Below are 19,169 nucleotides of genomic sequence, written 5' to 3'. Positions count from 1 at the left end.
ATTAATATATTTCTCATTAATATCGTTCGATTGGAAAAGGAAGGTACGTAAATGTTTGAACATACAACTGTGTTATTAAATGAAGCTGTTGACGGATTGGACATTAAGTCAGATGGCATCTATGTTGATTGTACATTAGGAGGGGCAGGTCATAGCGCTCTTATTCTTTCAAGACTTGGTGCGGGTGGAAAACTCTATGCATTTGACCAGGATGAAACCGCCATTGCTAATGCGAAAGTGAAATTAGCCGAATATGGTGAGCAATTAGTCATCATTAAAAGTAATTTTTTATATTTAAAAGAAGAGCTTGAAAAACTCGGGGTCTATAAGGTAGATGGAATTTTATATGATTTGGGAGTATCATCGCCGCAGCTGGATACACCTGAGCGTGGGTTTAGTTACCATCATGATGCCCCGTTAGACATGAGAATGGATAACGATGCTGATATATCCGCATTCGACGTCATTAATCACTGGGCATATGAAGATCTCGTCCGTATCTTTTTTCGTTATGGTGAGGAGAAATTTTCAAAGCAAATAGCTCGAAAAATTGAGAGCGCGAGAGCGGTTAAGCCGATTGAGACGACCGGGGAACTGGTTGAGTTAATTAAGGAAGCCATCCCAGCACCGGCAAGAAGAAAGGGTGGACACCCTGCTAAGCGAGTCTTTCAAGCAGTCAGAATCGCTGTAAATGATGAACTGGCTGTATTTGAACAGTCTCTAAATCAAGCCATAGACATACTCAATCCTGAGGGCAGAATAAGTGTGATTACCTTCCATTCCCTTGAGGATCGAATTTGTAAGGCAGCCTTTAAAAAGGCAAGTGAGACACCTTCATTACCGAAGGGTTTACCCATCATTCCAGATGAGTATAAACCAATTTTAAAGCTAGTTTCGCGTAAACCCATTCTTCCATCTGAAGCAGAACTGGAGCAAAACAACCGGGCACGGTCTGCGAAGCTTCGGATTGCTGAAAAATTATAAAGTCTCTAGAGTGCACGTTTTTGTGTGCTCTTGGCTTTACCTTAATCGAATAAGAGGAGCTACTATTAAATAGAATCTGGAGGGGAAGTATTTGAGTAATCTTGCCAGGAAAGTATTAGAGCAGCAACAAACCGAGCAAAAAGTTCAAATTAAGCGTGAAGTAAAAATTAAAAAGTCCTGGCTGACTCCGGGGGAAAAAATAATTGGAGTGGTGTTTGCGGGAATGGTTTGTTTTGGATCAATCCATCTTATTTCAAATCAATCAAAACTATATGAAGCGAACAAAGACCTCCAAATTGTTCAGGATAAAATAAACGAACAGGAAAAGGTTAATGAGGATCTTAAGGTTCAAGTTAGTGAGCTAAGCTCTTATGACCGTATATTTGCAAAGGCTAAAAAATTAGGTTTAATAAAAGATGAAAATAACGTCAAGGTCGTGCAGAAGAAATGAATAAGAAACAGCCATATATGAATGTGGGAGCAGCGATATTGTTTGGGATATTCGGCCTGCTCTTTTTTGTATTGATTTGCAGGTATTTTTCGATTGAAATTTCAGGTGAAGTAAATGGACAACCTCTTGCCGCCAAGGCCCAGCAAAAATACAATCGCGAGGGAACCTTACAGGCTAACAGAGGAATTATTTACGATCGAAATGGTGTAGCAGTGGCTGAGGATACAGCAGCCTACACCCTCATTGCCATTTTAGATAAGAAGATGACAACGAATCCTAAAAAACCTCAACATGTACAGGATCTAAACAAAACTGCTAGTGAACTATCTAAATATATCAAATTAGATGAATCAGAGATTTATAAAATCTTATCAAATGGGAAAAAGAACAAACGATTCCAAGTGGAGTTTGGTAAGGAAGGAAGAAATATCGATTTTGATACAAAGAAAAAAATTGAAAGTTTAAAACTCCCTGGAATTACCTTTTCTCGTGATTCTAAACGCTTCTATCCAAATGGAATTTTCGCTTCACATGTAGTTGGCTATGTGGACCGAACTGAGCAAAAGGACGGAACCTATAAATCTGTCGGGAAAATGGGAATCGAAAAAACGTTAAATGATCAACTGACAGGGAAAAATGGCAGTATTAGCTATGAGAGTGATTTATGGGGGTATATCCTGCCTGATGGTAAAGAAAAAATATCCGCTGCACAAAATGGTAATGATGTTTATCTAACGCTTGATCAAAAGATTCAAACCTTTCTAGAAGATGCGATGGATCAAGTGGTAAAGGATTATAAACCGAAAAAAATTATTGCGATTGTTGCTGATCCTAAAACTGGGGATATTTTGGCAATGGGCCAGCGTCCGTCTTTCCAGCCGGAAACCAAAGAAGGAATTACTGATAGCTGGCATAATGAAGCCATCGAAACATCCTACGAGCCAGGGTCCACCATGAAGATCTTTACTCTTGCAGCGGCTGTTCAGGAAGGGGTATTTAATCCAAATGAAAAGTATCAATCTGGCTCTTATAGGGTAACAGAAAAAAGTCAAACTATTCACGACCACAATTATTCAGGCTGGGGATCCATTACCTATCTAGAAGGAGTTCAACGCTCGTCCAATGTAGCGTTTGCTAAAATAGCCAAAGAAAAGTTAGGCTTCGAGAAATTTAGGGAGTATTTGACCAAATTTGGTTTTGATAAACCTACAGGAATTGAACTTCCTAATGAGACATCAGGGAAAATTCAATATCACTACCCAATTGAAAAAATCACCACTGCATATGGACAAGGTACGGCGATCACCGCCATTCAACAAATTCAAGCAGCAACCGCAATTGCAAATGATGGGAAAATGTTACAGCCTCATGTTGTAAAGAAAATTGTTGATCATGATACAGGAAAGACCATTGAGGAAACCTCACCGCAAGTCGTTTCAACACCGATATCGGCTGATACGGCTAAGGAGGTCCGTGATATTTTAGAAACGGTTGTGACTTCGCCTAAAGGTACGGGGGTACGTTACAAAATCGATGGTTATAGTGTGGCGGGTAAAACAGGTACAGCTAACATCCCGGGGACTAATGGCAAATATTTATCGGGTGTAAACAATTATGTCTTTTCCTTCTTAGGGATGGCACCAAAGGATGACCCGAAACTAATTGTTTATGTAGCTGTTCAACAGCCAAAACTTAAAGGTGCGGAAGCCGGTCAAGGGGCCATTCCAGTCTCTGAAATTTTTAATCCCGTTATGAAAAATAGTCTTAATTATTTAAATATCCAACCATCCAAGCTAGAAGTGGCCAAAATTAATAAACTGCCTAAATTGGTTGGAGAATCTGTGGAGGATACTGTTAAAAGCTTAAAAGCAGATGGATATGAACCTGTAGTATTAGGCGACGGTAAAAAAGTAACCGGACAACTGCCCAAGGCAGGGACCACCATTTTAGAAGGTGAGAGGGTTATTATGAAAACAGCTGGAGAAATGACGGCTCCAGATATGACAGGATGGTCGCTCCGGGATGTCATGAAAGTGGCAAAAATGGCCAATTTAAAATTAAATTCTAAGGGCCAGGGTTTTGTCACTTTTCAAAATATTAAGCCGGATGAACCATTAAAAAGCAGAGATTATCTCAATATTGATTTAAAAAGCCCGGAAGAGCAATCGACAAATAATGAGAATCAAAATGATAACGCACAATCGGATGAAGAGCCAACCGTTCAAGACTAATAAAATCCCGCTGACAGCGGGATTTTTATTTTACCCTCAAGGGTTGTCCCGTTCTATTTAAAAAAGTACAAGCATATAAATGAACGATAATGAAAGTGAGAGTGGAATAAAGGAGGATCATTCATTATATGCGTGTTTCTAATGTTACTGTTCGAAAACGGCTAATGATTGCACTATTCGTTGGATTCCTAACCTTCTTAATTATTGATGTTCGTCTTGGATACGTCCAGTTTGTTCTTGGAGATAAGCTGACCGAAAAAGCGAAAGGTTCGTGGAGCCGGAACATCCCTTTTGAGCCGGAGCGGGGCAAAATTGTCGATCGCAATGGGGTGGCGTTAGCAACCAATATTAGTGCACCAACTGTCTATGTTATCCCACGGCAGATAAAAGACCCGGCAACCACGGCAGAGAAGCTCGCATCGGTATTAAATATGTCTAAAGAATCAGCCTACCGAGAAATTACTAAAAGAGCTTCGTCAGTCCGGTTAAAAGAAGGCCGAAAAATTTCCCATGAAAAAGCGAAAGAAATTAGGGCTCTAGGTCTCGAAGGAGTCTATGTAGGTGAAGATTCCAAACGGTATTATCCAAATGGAAGTTATCTATCGCATGTACTTGGGTTTACTGGAGTAGATAATCAAGGTTTAATGGGCCTTGAGCAGTACTATGATAAAGAATTAAGTGGTGAAAGGGGGGCTGTAAAATTCTATGCCAATGCCAAAGGGGAAAGAATGAATGACATGGCAGATGATTATGAGCAGCCCACTAAAGGACTTGATCTAAAATTAACGATTGATTCGAAAATCCAAACAATTGTTGAACGAGAGCTGGATATCGCGCAGGCAAAATATAATCCAGATGGTATCGTAGCTATCGCGATGAATCCGAATAACGGCGAAATATTGGCGATGTCGAGCAGGCCGACATTTGACCCTGCCAATTTCCGAAATGTTTCCCAAGAGGTATATAATCGAAACCTGCCAGTCTGGTCGACCTATGAACCAGGTTCGACTTTTAAAATCATTACCCTTGCTGCTGCCTTGAATGAAGGAAAGGTTAACTTGGAGAAGGAGCATTTTCATGATTCAGGTTCTGTTCAAGTGGCCGGTGCAAGGTTAAAGTGTTGGAAAAGGGGCGGCCATGGTGACCAAACCTTCCTCGAGGTTGTCGAAAACTCCTGTAACCCGGGGTTTGTAGAATTAGGAGAACGGTTAGGAAAGGATAAGCTGTTTAAGTATATTAAGGATTTTGGATTTGGTCAAAAGACCGGTATTGATTTGCAAGGTGAAGGAACAGGAATATTATTTAATTTGAACCGGGTAGGTCCGGTTGAACAAGCGACAACTGCTTTTGGACAGGGGGTATCTGTAACACCAATCCAACAGATTACAGCCGTATCTGCGGCCATCAATGGAGGGATTCTCTACAAGCCATATATCGCAAAAGAGCTCGTTGATCCGATTACAAAAGAAGTGGTGATGAGAAATACGCCAGTAGTAAAGAGACGGGTCATTACGGAAGAAACATCAAAAGAAATACGAAATGCTTTAGAAAGCGTTGTGGCTAAGGGTTCAGGGGGCAGAGCCTTCATTGAAGGATATCGTGTCGGAGGTAAGACAGGAACGGCCCAAAAGGCTCAGAATGGAAGATATCTTGAAAATAACTTTATCGTTTCCTTTATGGGATTTGCGCCTGCAGATGACCCGCAAATTGTTATCTATGTAGCTGTTGATAATCCTAAAGGGGTTACCGCCTTTGGGGGTACAGTCAGTGCCCCAATCGTAGGTGCCATAATGAAAGACAGCTTAAGTGCAATGGGAGTACAACCGCGTAAAGACCAAATAGAGAAAGAAATAAAATGGCCTGATGTGCCGTTAGTTAAATTACCGGATTTTGTAGGCATGTCAAAAAGTGAACTTCAGGAACAGCTTATTAATCTATCGATTGATGGAAGTGGAGAAGGGGATGTGGTGGTAAGACAATCTCCGGAACCAGGGACGAAAGTAAAAGAAGGCTCAAAAGTAAGACTTTACTTTGGTAAGGGAGACTAATTAAATCAATAGCGTTCATACAGGAGGCGGCCGGAATGTTTTCCGCCGCCTAAAAATTTTATTACGGATTCATTACTAAATGGTAAAATAAAATGTTTTAATGTAAAATAAGATGGAACTTTCGTAAGGAATTACTTTTAGGAATAAGCTAGGAATTAGTAATGTTCGGTATTGAGAGGATATGAGATAAAATGAAGCTACAAAAGCTGCTTGAAAGTCTGCACGCAATCGTTCCCTATAAAGGGGAAAATCCAGAAATTACATCGATTGAGAACGACAATAGGAAGGTGCAAAAAGGGAGCTTATTTATTTGTATTAAAGGTTACACCGTGGATGGACATGATTTCGCAGAATCTGCTGTTAAAAATGGAGCAGTAGCCATTCTTGCTGAAAGACCTTTAGATTTAGAAGTTCCGGTTTTACTTGTTAACGATACCACGAGGGCGATGGCCGTACTTGCTGATGCTTTTTATGGGCAGCCAACCAAAAGCCTTCACTTAATCGGAATAACAGGCACAAATGGAAAAACAACCACGAGTCACTTAATTGAAAAAATATTTGCCGATGCTGGGGAGAAGACGGGGCTAATTGGCACGATGTACACAAAAATCGCTGATAAAATGATTGAAACTAAAAATACCACCCCAGAAAGTTTGACACTTCAAAAAACGTTTAAACAAATGGTTGATGCTGGTGTTAATACAGCAGTTATGGAGGTTTCATCCCATGCCCTTGATTTAGGGAGGGTTCATGGCTGTGATTATAATGTGGCCGTTTTTACTAACCTTACACAAGACCATCTTGACTACCATCAGACAATGGAGGAATATAAACGGGCAAAAAGCTTATTATTTGCGCAGCTTGGCAATACCTTTGACTTAAATATGCCGAAATTCGCTGTCTTAAACGCGGATGATACTGCTACAGAAATGTATAGCCGATCAACAGCTGCTCATGTTGTTACATACGGAATTGAGCAAGAGGCAGATATCAAGGCCAAAAATATTCAGATGACTCCGAAAGGGACAGTCTTTGACCTTGAAATAAAGGGTGTTTCATATCCAATTCGAATGCAGTTAATTGGCAAATTCAGTGTCTACAATGTTTTAGCCAGCATTACAACGGCTTTAGTATCTGGACTTGAAATAGAGCAAATTATTCAATCCATCGAAAGTGTCGAAGGGGTTGCGGGAAGGTTTGAACTAGTAAATGCAGGCCAAGACTTTACAGTGATTGTGGATTATGCGCACACCCCGGATAGTTTAGAAAATGTTTTAAAAACGATCCAGCATTTTGCCGAGAAAAAGGTTTTCGTTATTGTAGGCTGCGGCGGGGACCGGGATCGTACAAAACGGCCAATAATGGCGCAGATTGCCTGCAAGTTTGCAACGGATCCGATCTTGACATCAGATAATCCTAGAAGCGAAGACCCTGTAGACATTTTGAAAGATATGGAAGCAGGGGTGCAAGGGGAGAACTATCAAGTCATTCCTGATCGGAGAAAGGCCATATTTACAGCTGTGAGCCAAGCGTCACCTGGAGATGTCATCCTTATCGCCGGTAAAGGGCATGAAACCTATCAAATCATTGGCAAAGAAGTTCTTGATTTTGATGACAGACTTGTGGCAAGGGAAGCAATTAAGGGGAGATAGCTATGTTTTTAGCTTTGAAAGACTTGGGAAGTTTGTTTAACGATAAACGAGGAGTCCAAGATGAAATTCTGTTCAGTACAGTGTCCGACCGAGCTGATGCGGAACAGCCAAAAGGATTATTTGTGCCTACGAACAAAGAGTCAGGGGAGCTCTTAGAGGCGATTTCTAACGGGGCTGTTGCTGCCATTTGGGATAAAGATGAAACACTTCCGCACTACATACCAACCCAGTTTCCTGTTTTTTTAACAAACGATCTTGCGGAAGCCATGAAAGATATCATTACACTTTATATTGAAAAATTAGATGGAGAAACGAACAAGCATATGGAAAGAACGAACTTTAAAATTTCAAACGAAACACTTCTTAATAAAAATAAACAATCATATGATATTGCTGGACTATTAGCAAACCTAACATCACAGAATAATCATGAAAGGAGGGGATAAAATGGAGGAGCAAGTTATTTTTTTCACAATAATAATGGGCTTTTTGATCTCAGTTTTACTTTCTCCAATCTTTATTCCCTTCTTGCGAAGATTGAAATTTGGACAAAGCATCCGCGAGGAAGGTCCTAAATCGCACCAAAAAAAATCAGGCACCCCAACAATGGGGGGAGTCATGATTTTATTTTCCATCATCATAACCACACTGGTCATGATTGCGAAGTACGCAGATCATACACCAGTAACAGCTTTTTTACTTTTGTTTGTCACATTTGGATTTGGACTGCTGGGGTTTTTGGATGATTTTATTAAGGTTGTCTTAAAACGTAACTTGGGACTTACATCAAGGCAGAAACTATTAGGGCAAATTATTATTTCTGTTATCTTTTATCTAATCTATAAGCATACTGGTCAGTCTACCGAAATCAAGTTTCCGTTTGGTGATTTTTCCATTGATTTAGGCTGGGGTTATGTGTTATTAATCATTTTCTGGCTTGTCGGCTTCTCAAATGCCGTCAATCTAACAGATGGCCTTGACGGTTTGGTGTCAGGCACCGCGGCGATTGCTTTTGGGGCGTTTGCTGTGCTCGCTTGGAATCAAAATCAATTTGAAATTGCCGTGTTCTCTGTAGCCGTTGTGGGAGCAGTTTTAGGTTTCTTGGTATTTAATGCCCATCCTGCTAAAGTATTTATGGGCGATACAGGATCATTGGCGTTAGGCGGGGCAATTGCCGCGATTGCGATCTTAACAAAACTAGAGATCCTGCTTATCATCATTGGCGGTGTATTTGTAATTGAAACCTTATCAGTAATTCTTCAGGTAGCTTCCTTTAAGACTACTGGTAAACGGATTTTCCGAATGAGCCCCTTGCATCATCATTACGAACTAGTGGGCTGGTCGGAATGGCGGGTTGTTGTAACGTTTTGGAGTGTTGGATTAATATTTGCGATACTAGGTATCTATATTGAGGTGTGGTTGTAAGTGAAACAGATCGAATCTTATCGTTATAAAAAAATTCTTGTACTTGGTTTAGCTAAAAGTGGTGTAACGGCAGCGTCTTTGTTACATAAGCTTGGAGCGTTTGTTACTGTGAATGATAAAAAGCCATTATCAGAAAATCCTGAGGCTCAAGGATTACTTGAACAAGGGATAAAAGTAATATGTGGTGATCACCCAATTGAACTTCTCGATGAAGGTTTCGAACTAATTGTGAAAAACCCTGGAATTCCTTACCATAATCCCATGATTGAAGGGGCAATTGAAAAGGGGATTCCTGTTATAACAGAGGTGGAGCTTGCTTATGAGATTTCCGAAGCTCCCTTTATCGGCATTACAGGAACTAATGGAAAAACCACAACGACTACTCTTGTTTATGAAATGATGAAGGAAGGGAACAAGGAGCCCTTAATAGCTGGTAATATCGGTACAGTAGCTTCTGGGGTTGCCCAGAAGGCTGCAAAGGATAATACCATTGTCATTGAACTATCTTCGTTTCAATTAATGGGGATTAACACCTTTACTCCGAGGATTGCTATTATCACAAACCTTTATGATGCTCACTTGGATTATCACGGCACCAGAAAGGAATACATTCAAGCCAAAGCTAATATTACGAAAAATCAGACCGAGCTTGACTATTTAGTAATCAATGCTGACCAAGAAGAAACAATGGAGATTGCCCGGAATTCAAACGCTACTATCATCCCTTTCTCCACTAAAAAGGAACTGACAGCGGGTGCTTATATTAAAAACGGCTGGTTGTTCTTTAATCGTGAGCCGATAATGGAAATTAACGAAATAGTGCTGCCTGGGGTACATAACCTTGAAAACATCTTATCTGCCATGACGGCCGCAAAACTATCAGGAGTAGAAAACAGCGCTATCCAAACGGTCCTCAAAACCTTTACAGGTGTCAGGCACCGTTTGCAGTATGTGGCTGATGTCAATGGTAGAAAGGTTTATAATGATTCGAAGGCTACGAATATCTTAGCAACGGTTAAGGCTCTGTCGGCCTTTACCGCCCCAACGATTTTGCTTGCGGGCGGTCTTGACCGCGGTAATGAGTTTGATGAGCTGATTCCATACTTAAAAGATGTTAAGACTTTAATCACATTTGGCCAAACCGCCCCTAAACTTGAGCGGGTCGGGAAGCTCGCCGGAATAAAAACGATCAGCCGTGTCGATAATGTTGAAAAGGCAGTGCCGGAAGCATATCGATATTCCGTACCTGGCGACGTCATCCTTTTATCACCTGCTTGCGCAAGCTGGGACCAATATAAAAGTTTTGAAGTCAGGGGAGACATTTTTATCGAAGCGGTGCATAAGCTTAAGTAAGGGCTTGTCCAAAGAAAAGCTAAAAGGGCCTATCGGCGTTTTAGCAGGACACTTATCGAAGTTAAGCTTATAACTTTTGATTTAGCGGCCCTAAAACACGTGGTTTGAGGTGGATAGTGGTGCCGACAAAGAGAACAACTCCCGACTTTATCTTAATGATTGTAACGTTCACACTACTGGCAATAGGGCTCATAATGGTATACAGTGCTAGTGCAATTTGGGCCGAATATAAATTCCAAGATTCCTTTTTCTTTGCAAAAAGGCAAACCCTATTTGCCGGGGTGGGAATCGTTGCGATGTTTTTTATTATGAACGTAAATTACTGGACTTGGCGGACATATGCCAAAACAATCCTACTTGTTTGTTTTGTGTTATTAGTACTCGTGTTAATTCCAGGAATAGGGAATGTTCGAAATGGGTCAAGAAGCTGGATTGGGGTAGGAGCCTTCTCCATACAGCCTTCCGAATTTATGAAACTTGCCATGATCGCATTCTTAGCAAAATATTTGTCTGAACGGCAAAAAGTCATTACCTCCTTTAAAAAGGGTCTTATCCCTTCTCTTGGTCTTGCCTTTATTGCCTTTGCCATGATTATGCTGCAGCCTGACTTAGGGACCGGAACGGTTATGATGGGTACTTGTGTTGTTATGATCTTTATTGCAGGCGCTAGGATCAGTCATTTTGCTTTTTTAGGCCTTCTTGGTGTAGCAGGGTTTGTCGGATTAATTGCTTCTGCACCATACCGGATTAAGCGGATTACTTCTTTCCTTGACCCATGGTCGGACCCATTGGGGAGTGGATTTCAAATTATTCAATCCCTTTATGCCATCGGTCCAGGCGGGTTATTTGGCTTAGGACTCGGTGAGAGCCGGCAGAAGTTTTTTTACTTGCCGGAACCGCAGACCGACTTTATTTTTGCGATTCTATCAGAAGAACTAGGATTTATTGGCGGCTCGTTCATATTGCTATTATTTGCCCTATTGTTATGGCGGGGAATTCGAATTGCACTTGGTGCACCTGATTTATATGGAAGTTTCCTCGCAGTTGGAATTATTGCGATGGTGGCCATTCAAGTAATGATTAATATTGGTGTTGTTACTGGGCTCATGCCGGTTACAGGTATAACACTGCCATTCTTGAGTTATGGGGGATCGTCGTTAACGTTAATGCTTATGGCAATTGGTGTTCTCCTTAATATAAGCCGATATTCAAGATTTTAAATTGATACCCTGTTCATTTGGCAGGGTTCTTTTTATGTTTAATGGATAAGTTGGTCAATTAGCTCCAGCTCCCAGCGGCTAATGTACGCCGCTAAACGGGCGCTTACGCTTTTCTTTATTACAATTAAATAAAATTCCTTTTTCAAACGTATTTTTTATTGTTTTTATAGTAGAATGTGTTTAGCAACTTTTTAGAGGTGAGAAAATGAAAGTAGTAGTAAGTGGCGGAGGGACTGGCGGACATATATATCCCGCTCTCGCACTCATTAGAGAAATTCAAAAAGAAAGTAAAGAAGCAGAATTCTTATATATCGGAACAACAAATGGATTAGAAAGCAAGCTTGTCCCAAGGGAAAATATTGCTTTTAAATCTATTCATATTACCGGTTTTAAAAGAAAGCTATCCTTTGAAAATGTAAAGACCATTATTAGATTTCTAAAAGGTGTTCAGGATAGTAAGAGAATCCTAAAAGAGTTTCAACCTGATATTGTTATTGGAACAGGCGGCTATGTATGCGGACCTGTCGTTTATGCTGCAAAAGGACTTGGTATTCCAACTATCATTCACGAACAAAATAGTGTACCAGGTTTAACCAATAAATTCTTAAGCAGATATGTTAATAAAATCGCAATTTGTTTTGAAGAAGCAAAGGAATATTTTCCAAGTGAAAAAGTTGTTTTTACGGGTAATCCTCGAGCTTCAGAGGTCCTTGGTAAGGATGGCATTAAAGGAAGGCTTTCAGCAGGCCTTAGTGCCACAAAACCAGCTGTGCTAATCTTCGGAGGAAGCCGAGGGGCAAGGCCGATTAATGAAGCAGTTGTAAAGGCACTCGCAGAATTAGCTGAAAAACCATACCAGATCCTCTATATAACGGGTGATGCTCATTATGAAGCTGTCCAAAAGGAAGTAGAGCTAGTAGGTAATCCAAAAAATGTGGTGATTAAGCCATTTATTCATAACATGCCAGAAGTACTGGCCGGGATTGATCTGGTCGTATCAAGAGCAGGAGCCACCACACTTGCCGAATTAACCTCGTTAGGAATTCCAAGTATCTTAGTTCCAAGCCCGTATGTGACGAATAACCATCAAGAAAAAAATGCAAGGTCTTTAAGTGACCATGGTGCGGCCCAATTGCTATTAGAAAAGGATTTAAATAATAAAAGTCTAGTCAGTCACATCGATCAAATCCTATTAAATAGCGGGCATTTAAAGGATATGAAAGCAAAGGCCAAAAAAATGGGCGTTCCAGATTCGGCCGTGCGGCTGTATGCCGTAATGAAACAACTTGTCAAAACAAATCGAAAGTAGCCCAAATTATTTTCATGCATAAACTGAAAAAAACGCATCTAGGAAAGTTAGGTGGTATTGATGGACGCAATTATATCAGAATTGCAAAACCTTAATATTGGAAAAGTGAAACAAAACGAACCTTTGTTAAATCATACGACAATTAAAATTGGCGGTCCTGCAGACCTTTTTATAGAACCTTCATCAGTCGATAATTTAAAAAAGGTTATGTCGGTGATTGAAAAGAACGGTATGAAATGGCGGGCAATTGGCAGAGGATCCAATTTGTTAGTCTCAGATAAGGGTATTGAAGGAGTGGTCATTAAGCTTAGTTCGGGCTTAGATCACCTCGAAATTAGCGAAACTGAAATCACTGTCGGCGGCGGTTATTCCCTTGTTAGTCTGGCTACTTCCATCAGTAAAAAAGGGCTTTCTGGCTTAGAATTCGCCAGCGGCATTCCTGGTTCGGTCGGCGGGGCTGTATACATGAATGCTGGTGCACATGGATCAGATATTAGCAAAATTTTAACAAAAGCTCATATTCTATTTGATGACGGATCAATGGAATGGCTGACGAACCAAGAAATGGAATTTTCTTATCGAACATCCATTCTCCAAAAGAAACGCCCAGGGATTGTCATAGAAGCAGTTTTTAAGCTTTCCCAAGGTGATCGGACAGCGATTGTTGCCCAAATGCAAAAAAATAAGGATTACCGGAAAGAAACACAACCATGGAATTTCCCTTGTGCAGGTAGTATATTCCGGAACCCACTTCCGAATTATGCCGGAAAATTAATTGAGGATGCAGGTTTAAAGGGTTACAGCATTGGCGGGGCAAAAATTTCAGAAATGCACGGAAATTTTATTGTTAACGCCGGAAATGCTACAGCTGCGGATGTTCTATCCTTAATACAGTATGTAAAGGACACTATTTTTAATCTTTATCAAGTTAAGATGGAGACAGAGGTAGAGATTATTGGGCGGTAACCTTACTTTACCTGTAAGAAATTCCTTACGAATGACAAATATTGTGTTATAATTACAGTTAATATAATACGTAGATTCTAGCAAGAAAATCAGTGACGGCATGAATTTTCGTGCCGTTGTTTCTCTTTATATGTAACATGGACAAGCTTTGGGGCAACTGCTTATAGTTTTTAAGTTTCATACATACTTTGTAAACTATAACTTAAGCGCGCATATAGCGCTCACGCTTTTCTTTTGGAGGAGAGTTATGGATGGAAAATGATAAAATCGTTGCTCTTGAAGATCGTATTCCAAAACTTAAGGAGCAAAGACGAAAAAAGGCAAATAGACGCCTTGTGCTCCTGCTTATTTTGTTTTTTACAATGATAGTTGTAGTGGCCTATTCTCAATCTCCATTAAGTCATGTAAAACATATTAATGTGACTGGGAATGAAGTATATGGTGATGCTGAAATCATTAAGGCGAGTGGTATTACTAAGGACACGAATATTTGGAAGATAAAAAAGAGTAATATTGCTTCAAAAATAGATCATTTATCAGAAATTAACAAGGTGAATGTTCAGATACAGTGGCCTAATTCTATTCAAATCCAAGTGAAAGAGCATAAGAGAGTAGCATACTTAAAAAGCGGTAAACACTACCTGCCAATTATGGAAAATGGTAAGATTTTAAAGGATAGAAAAACGGAAATAATTCCAGTTAATTCTCCGATTCTTTTCGAATTTAAGGAAGGTTCAGTTCTTAACCTACTGGTTAAAGAATTAGAAAAACTTCCGATTGAAATTACAAACTCCATTTCTGAAATACATTATACTCCGAAAAAAACTGATCATTATCATATTTCCTTATTTATGAATGATGGCTTTGAAGTTAGCGCAACGCTTAGAAGTTTTTCAGAAAAGATGGTTCATTACCCTTCAATCATTAGCCAGTTAGATCCTAATAAAAAGGGATTAATCGACTTAGAAGTAGGTTCGTATTTTAAGGCTTTTGGACCAGAAGTGGAGGAAAAAGACGGTGAATAAGATAAAGGTGAGAGGAAAGCATTTTATCCTATCCCTTGTCTGTTTAGTTCTGGGGTTTATGGTTGCATTCTCATTTCACCTTACACAAATTAAGCATCAAAATGAAAAACGGAATCTTTCAGGCACACAATACGAAAAAACCTTAGGATTAAGAAACCAATTAATTGCCCAAGAGGAAATCAATCGTAAGCTGCAAAAAGAATTAAATCAAACGCAGGAAAAAGTCCTGAAAAATGAAAAAAATCTTTCGAAAGAGACTCAAGTTTTCCTGAATCTGGCGGAGGATGCCGAAAAATATCGAATGTTCCTCGGAAAAGTTAAGGTAAAGGGGAAGGGTGTGAAGGTGACCCTGTCTGATGGAGCCTATGACCCAAAAGAAGACAATGTGAACAATTACCTTGTTCATGAACAGCATGTTTTTAAAGTAGTGAACGAACTGTATATCTCAGGTGCAGCAGCTGTAGCCATTAACGGTCAAAGGCTAACGAGCCACTCCTATATTGTGTGTAACGGGCCAGTTATTACCGTGGATGGGGTGCCATATCCTGCCCCATTTGTCATCACTGCGATAGGCGATCCAGAGGTACTGTCTTCATCGCTAAACCTTACAGGTGGAGTTAAGGACCAATTGGTCAATGATAATGTAGTTTTCACACTGGAAACGGAAGATGAAATGGTCCTAAATCCAATTTTGGGTAGCTAAATAATGTCCACAATGAAAAGAATGGAGAAGGTCAGGTGAAAAAAGTGGACAAGCCAAAATTAAATTTTAGTCTTACCTTAATAGCAACTTTAGTTGGCTTTATGATAGCCATTCAATTTCAAACAGTGAAAAAACCAGTGGAACGTGATACACGAGATATTTGGCAGCTTCGTGAGGCTTTGCTAAAAGAAAAAGAATTTCAATCTAATTTATTAAGTGAGATACGTTCTAACGAAGAAAAACTATCAGCCTATGAATCTAAGCGAAAACAAAGTAAGGAACAAGCGTTAAAGGATACATTACAAGAGTTAAAAATTGAAGCGGGATTAACCGACATAACCGGTCCTGGGATAACCCTTTTGATTGAGCCGGTGATTGAGGATGTTCAACTGGGAACTTCAGTTAATGATTCTGTTTCACCGGAACTATTAAAAAGGTTAATAAATGAGTTGAATATGTATGAGGCTAAATACGTGGCAATAGATGGTCAAAGGATTATTAATACCACGGTTATCAGGGATATAAATGGAGAAACAAAAATTGATGGACATACCCTAAGAGGACTGCCAATTGAGATTAAAGTAGGCGTCGATGATATGAATACTGCAGAAAAATTATCAAATCGGATGAAGGTATCAAAAGCTAGGGATGAATTTTTCACTGAAAGCTTAAGACTATCCGTTTCGGCATCAAATCCCGACATTACGATACCTGCCTATGATAACTCCATACGGGTTAAGTACATGGATCCGATTAAAGAGGGAGGAGGTTCCTGATGTGGCTTCCGTTTATAGGACTGATAATTGGAATCATCCTTGGATTACTAACTGAAATTCGAATTCCTGAGGAGTATTCCAATTATTTGTCGATTGCTATTCTGGCAGCTTTTGACACACTTTTCGGAGGAATTAGGGCATACTTGCAAAACATTTATGATGAAAAGGTGTTTGTATCAGGATTCTTTTTTAATATTGTACTTGCAGCAAGTTTAGCTTTTCTCGGTGTTCATCTTGGTGTAGACTTGTATTTAGCAGCGGTTTTTGCGTTTGGTGTCAGATTGTTTCAAAATATTGCCGTCATACGTAGAATATTATTGACAAAATGGTCAACAAACAAAGAAAAAATAGAAAAAAGTTGAAATTTTTAAAGGGAAATATGTAGTTGTGACGAATAATTTTATAAGATATGACTATGAAACTAGTACTGAACAAAATAAGAAATTGTTGTTCTATCCAAGGAGATTAAAAGGAGGTGCCATAGAATGAACAGCAATGAAATATATGTTAGTCTTGACATCGGTACATCCAGTGTAAAAGTTATCATTGGTGAAATGGTCAATGACTCTGGAAAAGACACGTTAAATATAATTGGTGTTGGCAATGTAAAATCAGAAGGTTTACGAAAAGGATCCATCGTTGATATGGATGATACCGTTCATTCTATTAAGCGGGCAATTGAACAGGCAGAAAGAATGATCGGAATGGAAATCCGCGAAGTAGTGGTCGGTATATCTGGAAGAGATATTATGCTCCATAATTGTCACGGTATAGTAGCGGTTTCAAGTCAAAACCGGGAAATAACGAATGAGGATGTCATTCGTGTCATTGAAGCATCACATGTGGGTTCTATATCACCGGAAAGAGAAAATATTGGTGTCATTCGAAAACAATTTATTCTCGATGGTAAGGATGAAATCAATGATCCGCGCGGGATGATTGGTGTTCGCCTAGAAATGGAAGGAACCCTTATTACTGGTTCAAAATCGATTATCATTAACACATTACGCTGTGTGGAACGTGCAGGCCTAGAAATTTTAGATATTATCCTGCAGCCGTTGGCAGCAGGAGATTTTGCCTTATCAAAGGATGAGAAAAATCTAGGTGTAGCCATGATCGATATCGGTGGCGGATCCACTACGATTGCTGTGTTTGAAGAAGGATTCTTAAAAGCAACCAGTGTGATTCCCGTTGGCGGTGATCTTCTTACAAATGATCTTTCTAAAGTTTTGCATACCTCAACAGAGGATGCTGAAAATATTAAGATAAAATATGGACATGCCTTTTATGATAATGCCTCAGAAGATGAGTTCTTCAGCGTACCAATTATCGGAAGTGACCAGCATCAGCAATTTAACCAACTCTATCTATCTGAAATTATCGAAGCTAGAATGGAAGAAATTTTTGAACTGATCGCACATGAATTGAAACGCTTAGGAGTAACGGATTTACCGGGTGGTTTCGTCCTAACAGGTGGAACTGCAAAAATGCAAGGTATGTTGGAACTTGCCCAAGATATGTTCCAAAATCCAGTCCGTATTGCCTCACCTGACTATATAGGTGTAAGAGAACCTCTATATACGACAGCGGTTGGCTTGATTAAGTACGCTTACAAGAATGCTAGATTACCTGGAGGAACCAAAGGGTCTACCCAAGTGGTTACGGTTCCTGAGCCAATCGAAAAAAGAATACCAAAACAACATCAGCCTAAACCTAAAGTAGAAAAACATCCGGAAGAAAAAATGTCATCAAAAGTAAAAAAATTCCTTGGTTACTTTTTCGAATAAGGAAAAGTGAATCGACGAATTAGGAGGATTTGTCATGTTAGAATTTGATACGAATTTAGATTCTCTTGCAACAATAAAGGTAATCGGAGTTGGCGGCGGAGGCAATAACGCAGTAAACCGAATGATTGAACATGGAGTTCAAGGCGTCGAATTTATCGCCGTGAATACAGATGCACAAGCATTAAATCTTTCAAAAGCTGAGGTGAAAATGCAAATTGGTGCTAAGCTGACCCGCGGGCTTGGAGCTGGTGCTAATCCTGAAGTAGGTAAAAAGGCTGCAGAAGAAAGTAAAGAACAGATTGAAGAGGCGCTTAGAGGTGCCGATATGGTCTTTGTGACGGCAGGAATGGGCGGAGGAACCGGTACTGGTGCTGCTCCGGTTATTGCGCAAATCGCACGCGATTTAGGCGCCTTAACAGTAGGTGTTGTCACACGGCCATTTACCTTTGAAGGTAAAAAGCGTTCGAACCAGGCATCAGGCGGTATTGGGTCAATGAAAGAAGCGGTTGATACACTCATTGTTATTCCAAACGACCGACTGCTTGAAATTGTTGATAAAAGTACGCCAATGCTTGAGGCATTCCGCGAAGCTGATAATGTCTTACGTCAAGGTGTTCAGGGTATTTCTGATTTAATTGCTACCCCAGGATTAATTAACTTGGACTTTGCCGATGTAAAAACAATTATGTCCAATAAAGGGTCTGCATTAATGGGTATCGGGGTTGCCGCCGGTGACAATCGTGCTACTGAAGCCGCTAAAAAGGCAATCAATTCACCTTTACTTGAGACATCAATTGATGGTGCTCAAGGTGTGTTAATGAATATTACAGGCGGATCTAATTTGAGCCTTTACGAAGTACAAGAGGCTGCTGATATCGTTGCAACTGCAACCGACCAAGAAGTCAATATGATCTTTGGTTCAGTTATCAATGAGACCTTAAAAGACGAAATTATTGTTACGGTTATTGCAACTGGCTTTAATGAAGAGGTAACTCAGCCGAAAGTGACACGTCCATCATTTGGACAAGTGAAGTCTTCTGCAAACCCTGTTAAGAGGGAACACAAACGTGAAGAAGCTCCACAAGAACCAGTCCGCAATACGAATGTTTCACAAGAAGATGCACTAGATATTCCAACATTCCTACGAAACCGAAATCGTAGAAGATAACCAGGTGCAGAAGCTCGACTATATTAAAAGTTCAAAGATAAAAATTTAAATAATATTAAAAAGGCGCTGTC

Annotated in this window: 17 protein-coding genes; all 17 read left to right on the top strand. The window is 39.9% G+C overall.

Annotated features, from left to right (window positions below; all coding sequences use genetic code 11):
- Window positions 1–51: 51 nt before the first annotated feature.
- The 17 genes from rsmH (at window position 52) to ftsZ (ending at window position 19,098) form a co-directional block, all read left to right on the top strand.
- Entirely contained in the window at window positions 52–984 is a 933-nt protein-coding gene (gene rsmH / locus COD92_RS24545) for a 16S rRNA (cytosine(1402)-N(4))-methyltransferase RsmH (RefSeq protein WP_098996591.1), read from the top strand.
- Between the two features lie 91 nt (window positions 985–1,075).
- Entirely contained in the window at window positions 1,076–1,435 is a 360-nt protein-coding gene (gene ftsL, locus COD92_RS24540; protein ID WP_098527022.1) for a cell division protein FtsL, read from the top strand.
- Window positions 1,432–3,666, top strand: a complete 2,235-nt coding sequence (locus COD92_RS24535; RefSeq protein WP_098996590.1) for a penicillin-binding protein — start codon at window positions 1,432–1,434, stop codon at window positions 3,664–3,666. The genes ftsL and COD92_RS24535 overlap by 4 nt, the downstream gene beginning before the upstream one ends.
- 128 nt (window positions 3,667–3,794) lie before the next feature.
- Window positions 3,795–5,714: a stage V sporulation protein D gene (locus tag COD92_RS24530; RefSeq protein WP_098527024.1), complete on the top strand. Its 1,920-nt coding sequence runs from the start codon at window positions 3,795–3,797 to the stop codon at window positions 5,712–5,714.
- 191 nt (window positions 5,715–5,905) lie between these two features.
- Window positions 5,906–7,366: a UDP-N-acetylmuramoyl-L-alanyl-D-glutamate--2,6-diaminopimelate ligase gene (locus tag COD92_RS24525; protein WP_098527025.1), complete on the top strand. Its 1,461-nt coding sequence runs from the start codon at window positions 5,906–5,908 to the stop codon at window positions 7,364–7,366.
- A 2-nt stretch (window positions 7,367–7,368) separates the two neighbouring features.
- On the top strand, window positions 7,369–7,812 hold the full coding sequence (locus tag COD92_RS24520) for a hypothetical protein (protein WP_098527026.1): 444 nt from the start codon (window positions 7,369–7,371) through the stop codon (window positions 7,810–7,812).
- A gap of 1 nt (window position 7,813) precedes the next feature.
- A complete protein-coding gene (gene mraY / locus COD92_RS24515) occupies window positions 7,814–8,791 on the top strand; it encodes a phospho-N-acetylmuramoyl-pentapeptide-transferase (RefSeq protein ID WP_098527027.1) in 978 nt (325 codons plus the stop codon).
- A complete protein-coding gene (gene murD / locus COD92_RS24510; RefSeq protein ID WP_098527028.1) occupies window positions 8,792–10,144 on the top strand; it encodes a UDP-N-acetylmuramoyl-L-alanine--D-glutamate ligase in 1,353 nt (450 codons plus the stop codon).
- A 119-nt stretch (window positions 10,145–10,263) separates the two neighbouring features.
- Window positions 10,264–11,364, top strand: coding sequence for a stage V sporulation protein E (gene spoVE, locus COD92_RS24505; protein WP_098527029.1), 1,101 nt, complete (start codon window positions 10,264–10,266; stop codon window positions 11,362–11,364).
- A 205-nt stretch (window positions 11,365–11,569) separates the two neighbouring features.
- The gene (gene murG / locus COD92_RS24500) at window positions 11,570–12,673 is read left to right on the top strand and encodes an undecaprenyldiphospho-muramoylpentapeptide beta-N-acetylglucosaminyltransferase (RefSeq protein ID WP_098996589.1); all 1,104 of its coding nucleotides are present in this window, start codon (window positions 11,570–11,572) and stop codon (window positions 12,671–12,673) included.
- A 60-nt stretch (window positions 12,674–12,733) separates the two neighbouring features.
- Window positions 12,734–13,639 carry a UDP-N-acetylmuramate dehydrogenase gene (murB, locus tag COD92_RS24495; protein WP_098527031.1) on the top strand — a complete coding sequence of 302 codons (906 nt, stop codon included), beginning with the start codon at window positions 12,734–12,736 and terminating at the stop codon, window positions 13,637–13,639.
- A gap of 251 nt (window positions 13,640–13,890) precedes the next feature.
- The gene (locus COD92_RS24490; protein WP_098527032.1) at window positions 13,891–14,664 is read left to right on the top strand and encodes a cell division protein FtsQ/DivIB; all 774 of its coding nucleotides are present in this window, start codon (window positions 13,891–13,893) and stop codon (window positions 14,662–14,664) included.
- Entirely contained in the window at window positions 14,657–15,367 is a 711-nt protein-coding gene (locus COD92_RS24485) for a DUF881 domain-containing protein (RefSeq protein WP_255295296.1), read from the top strand. The genes COD92_RS24490 and COD92_RS24485 overlap by 8 nt, the downstream gene beginning before the upstream one ends.
- A 44-nt stretch (window positions 15,368–15,411) precedes the next feature.
- Window positions 15,412–16,143: a DUF881 domain-containing protein gene (locus tag COD92_RS24480; RefSeq protein ID WP_098527043.1), complete on the top strand. Its 732-nt coding sequence runs from the start codon at window positions 15,412–15,414 to the stop codon at window positions 16,141–16,143.
- Window positions 16,143–16,505, top strand: a complete 363-nt coding sequence (locus COD92_RS24475; protein ID WP_098527034.1) for a small basic family protein — start codon at window positions 16,143–16,145, stop codon at window positions 16,503–16,505. The genes COD92_RS24480 and COD92_RS24475 overlap by 1 nt, the downstream gene beginning before the upstream one ends.
- Before the next feature lie 123 nt (window positions 16,506–16,628).
- The gene (gene ftsA, locus COD92_RS24470) at window positions 16,629–17,930 is read left to right on the top strand and encodes a cell division protein FtsA (RefSeq protein WP_098996588.1); all 1,302 of its coding nucleotides are present in this window, start codon (window positions 16,629–16,631) and stop codon (window positions 17,928–17,930) included.
- Between the two features lie 34 nt (window positions 17,931–17,964).
- Window positions 17,965–19,098 carry a cell division protein FtsZ gene (ftsZ, locus tag COD92_RS24465; protein WP_098527036.1) on the top strand — a complete coding sequence of 378 codons (1,134 nt, stop codon included), beginning with the start codon at window positions 17,965–17,967 and terminating at the stop codon, window positions 19,096–19,098.
- The last annotated feature ends 71 nt before the right edge of the window (window positions 19,099–19,169 follow it).

The organism is Bacillus sp. AFS037270 (genome assembly GCF_002585305.1).
This window is presented reverse-complemented; position numbering and strand designations above follow the sequence as displayed.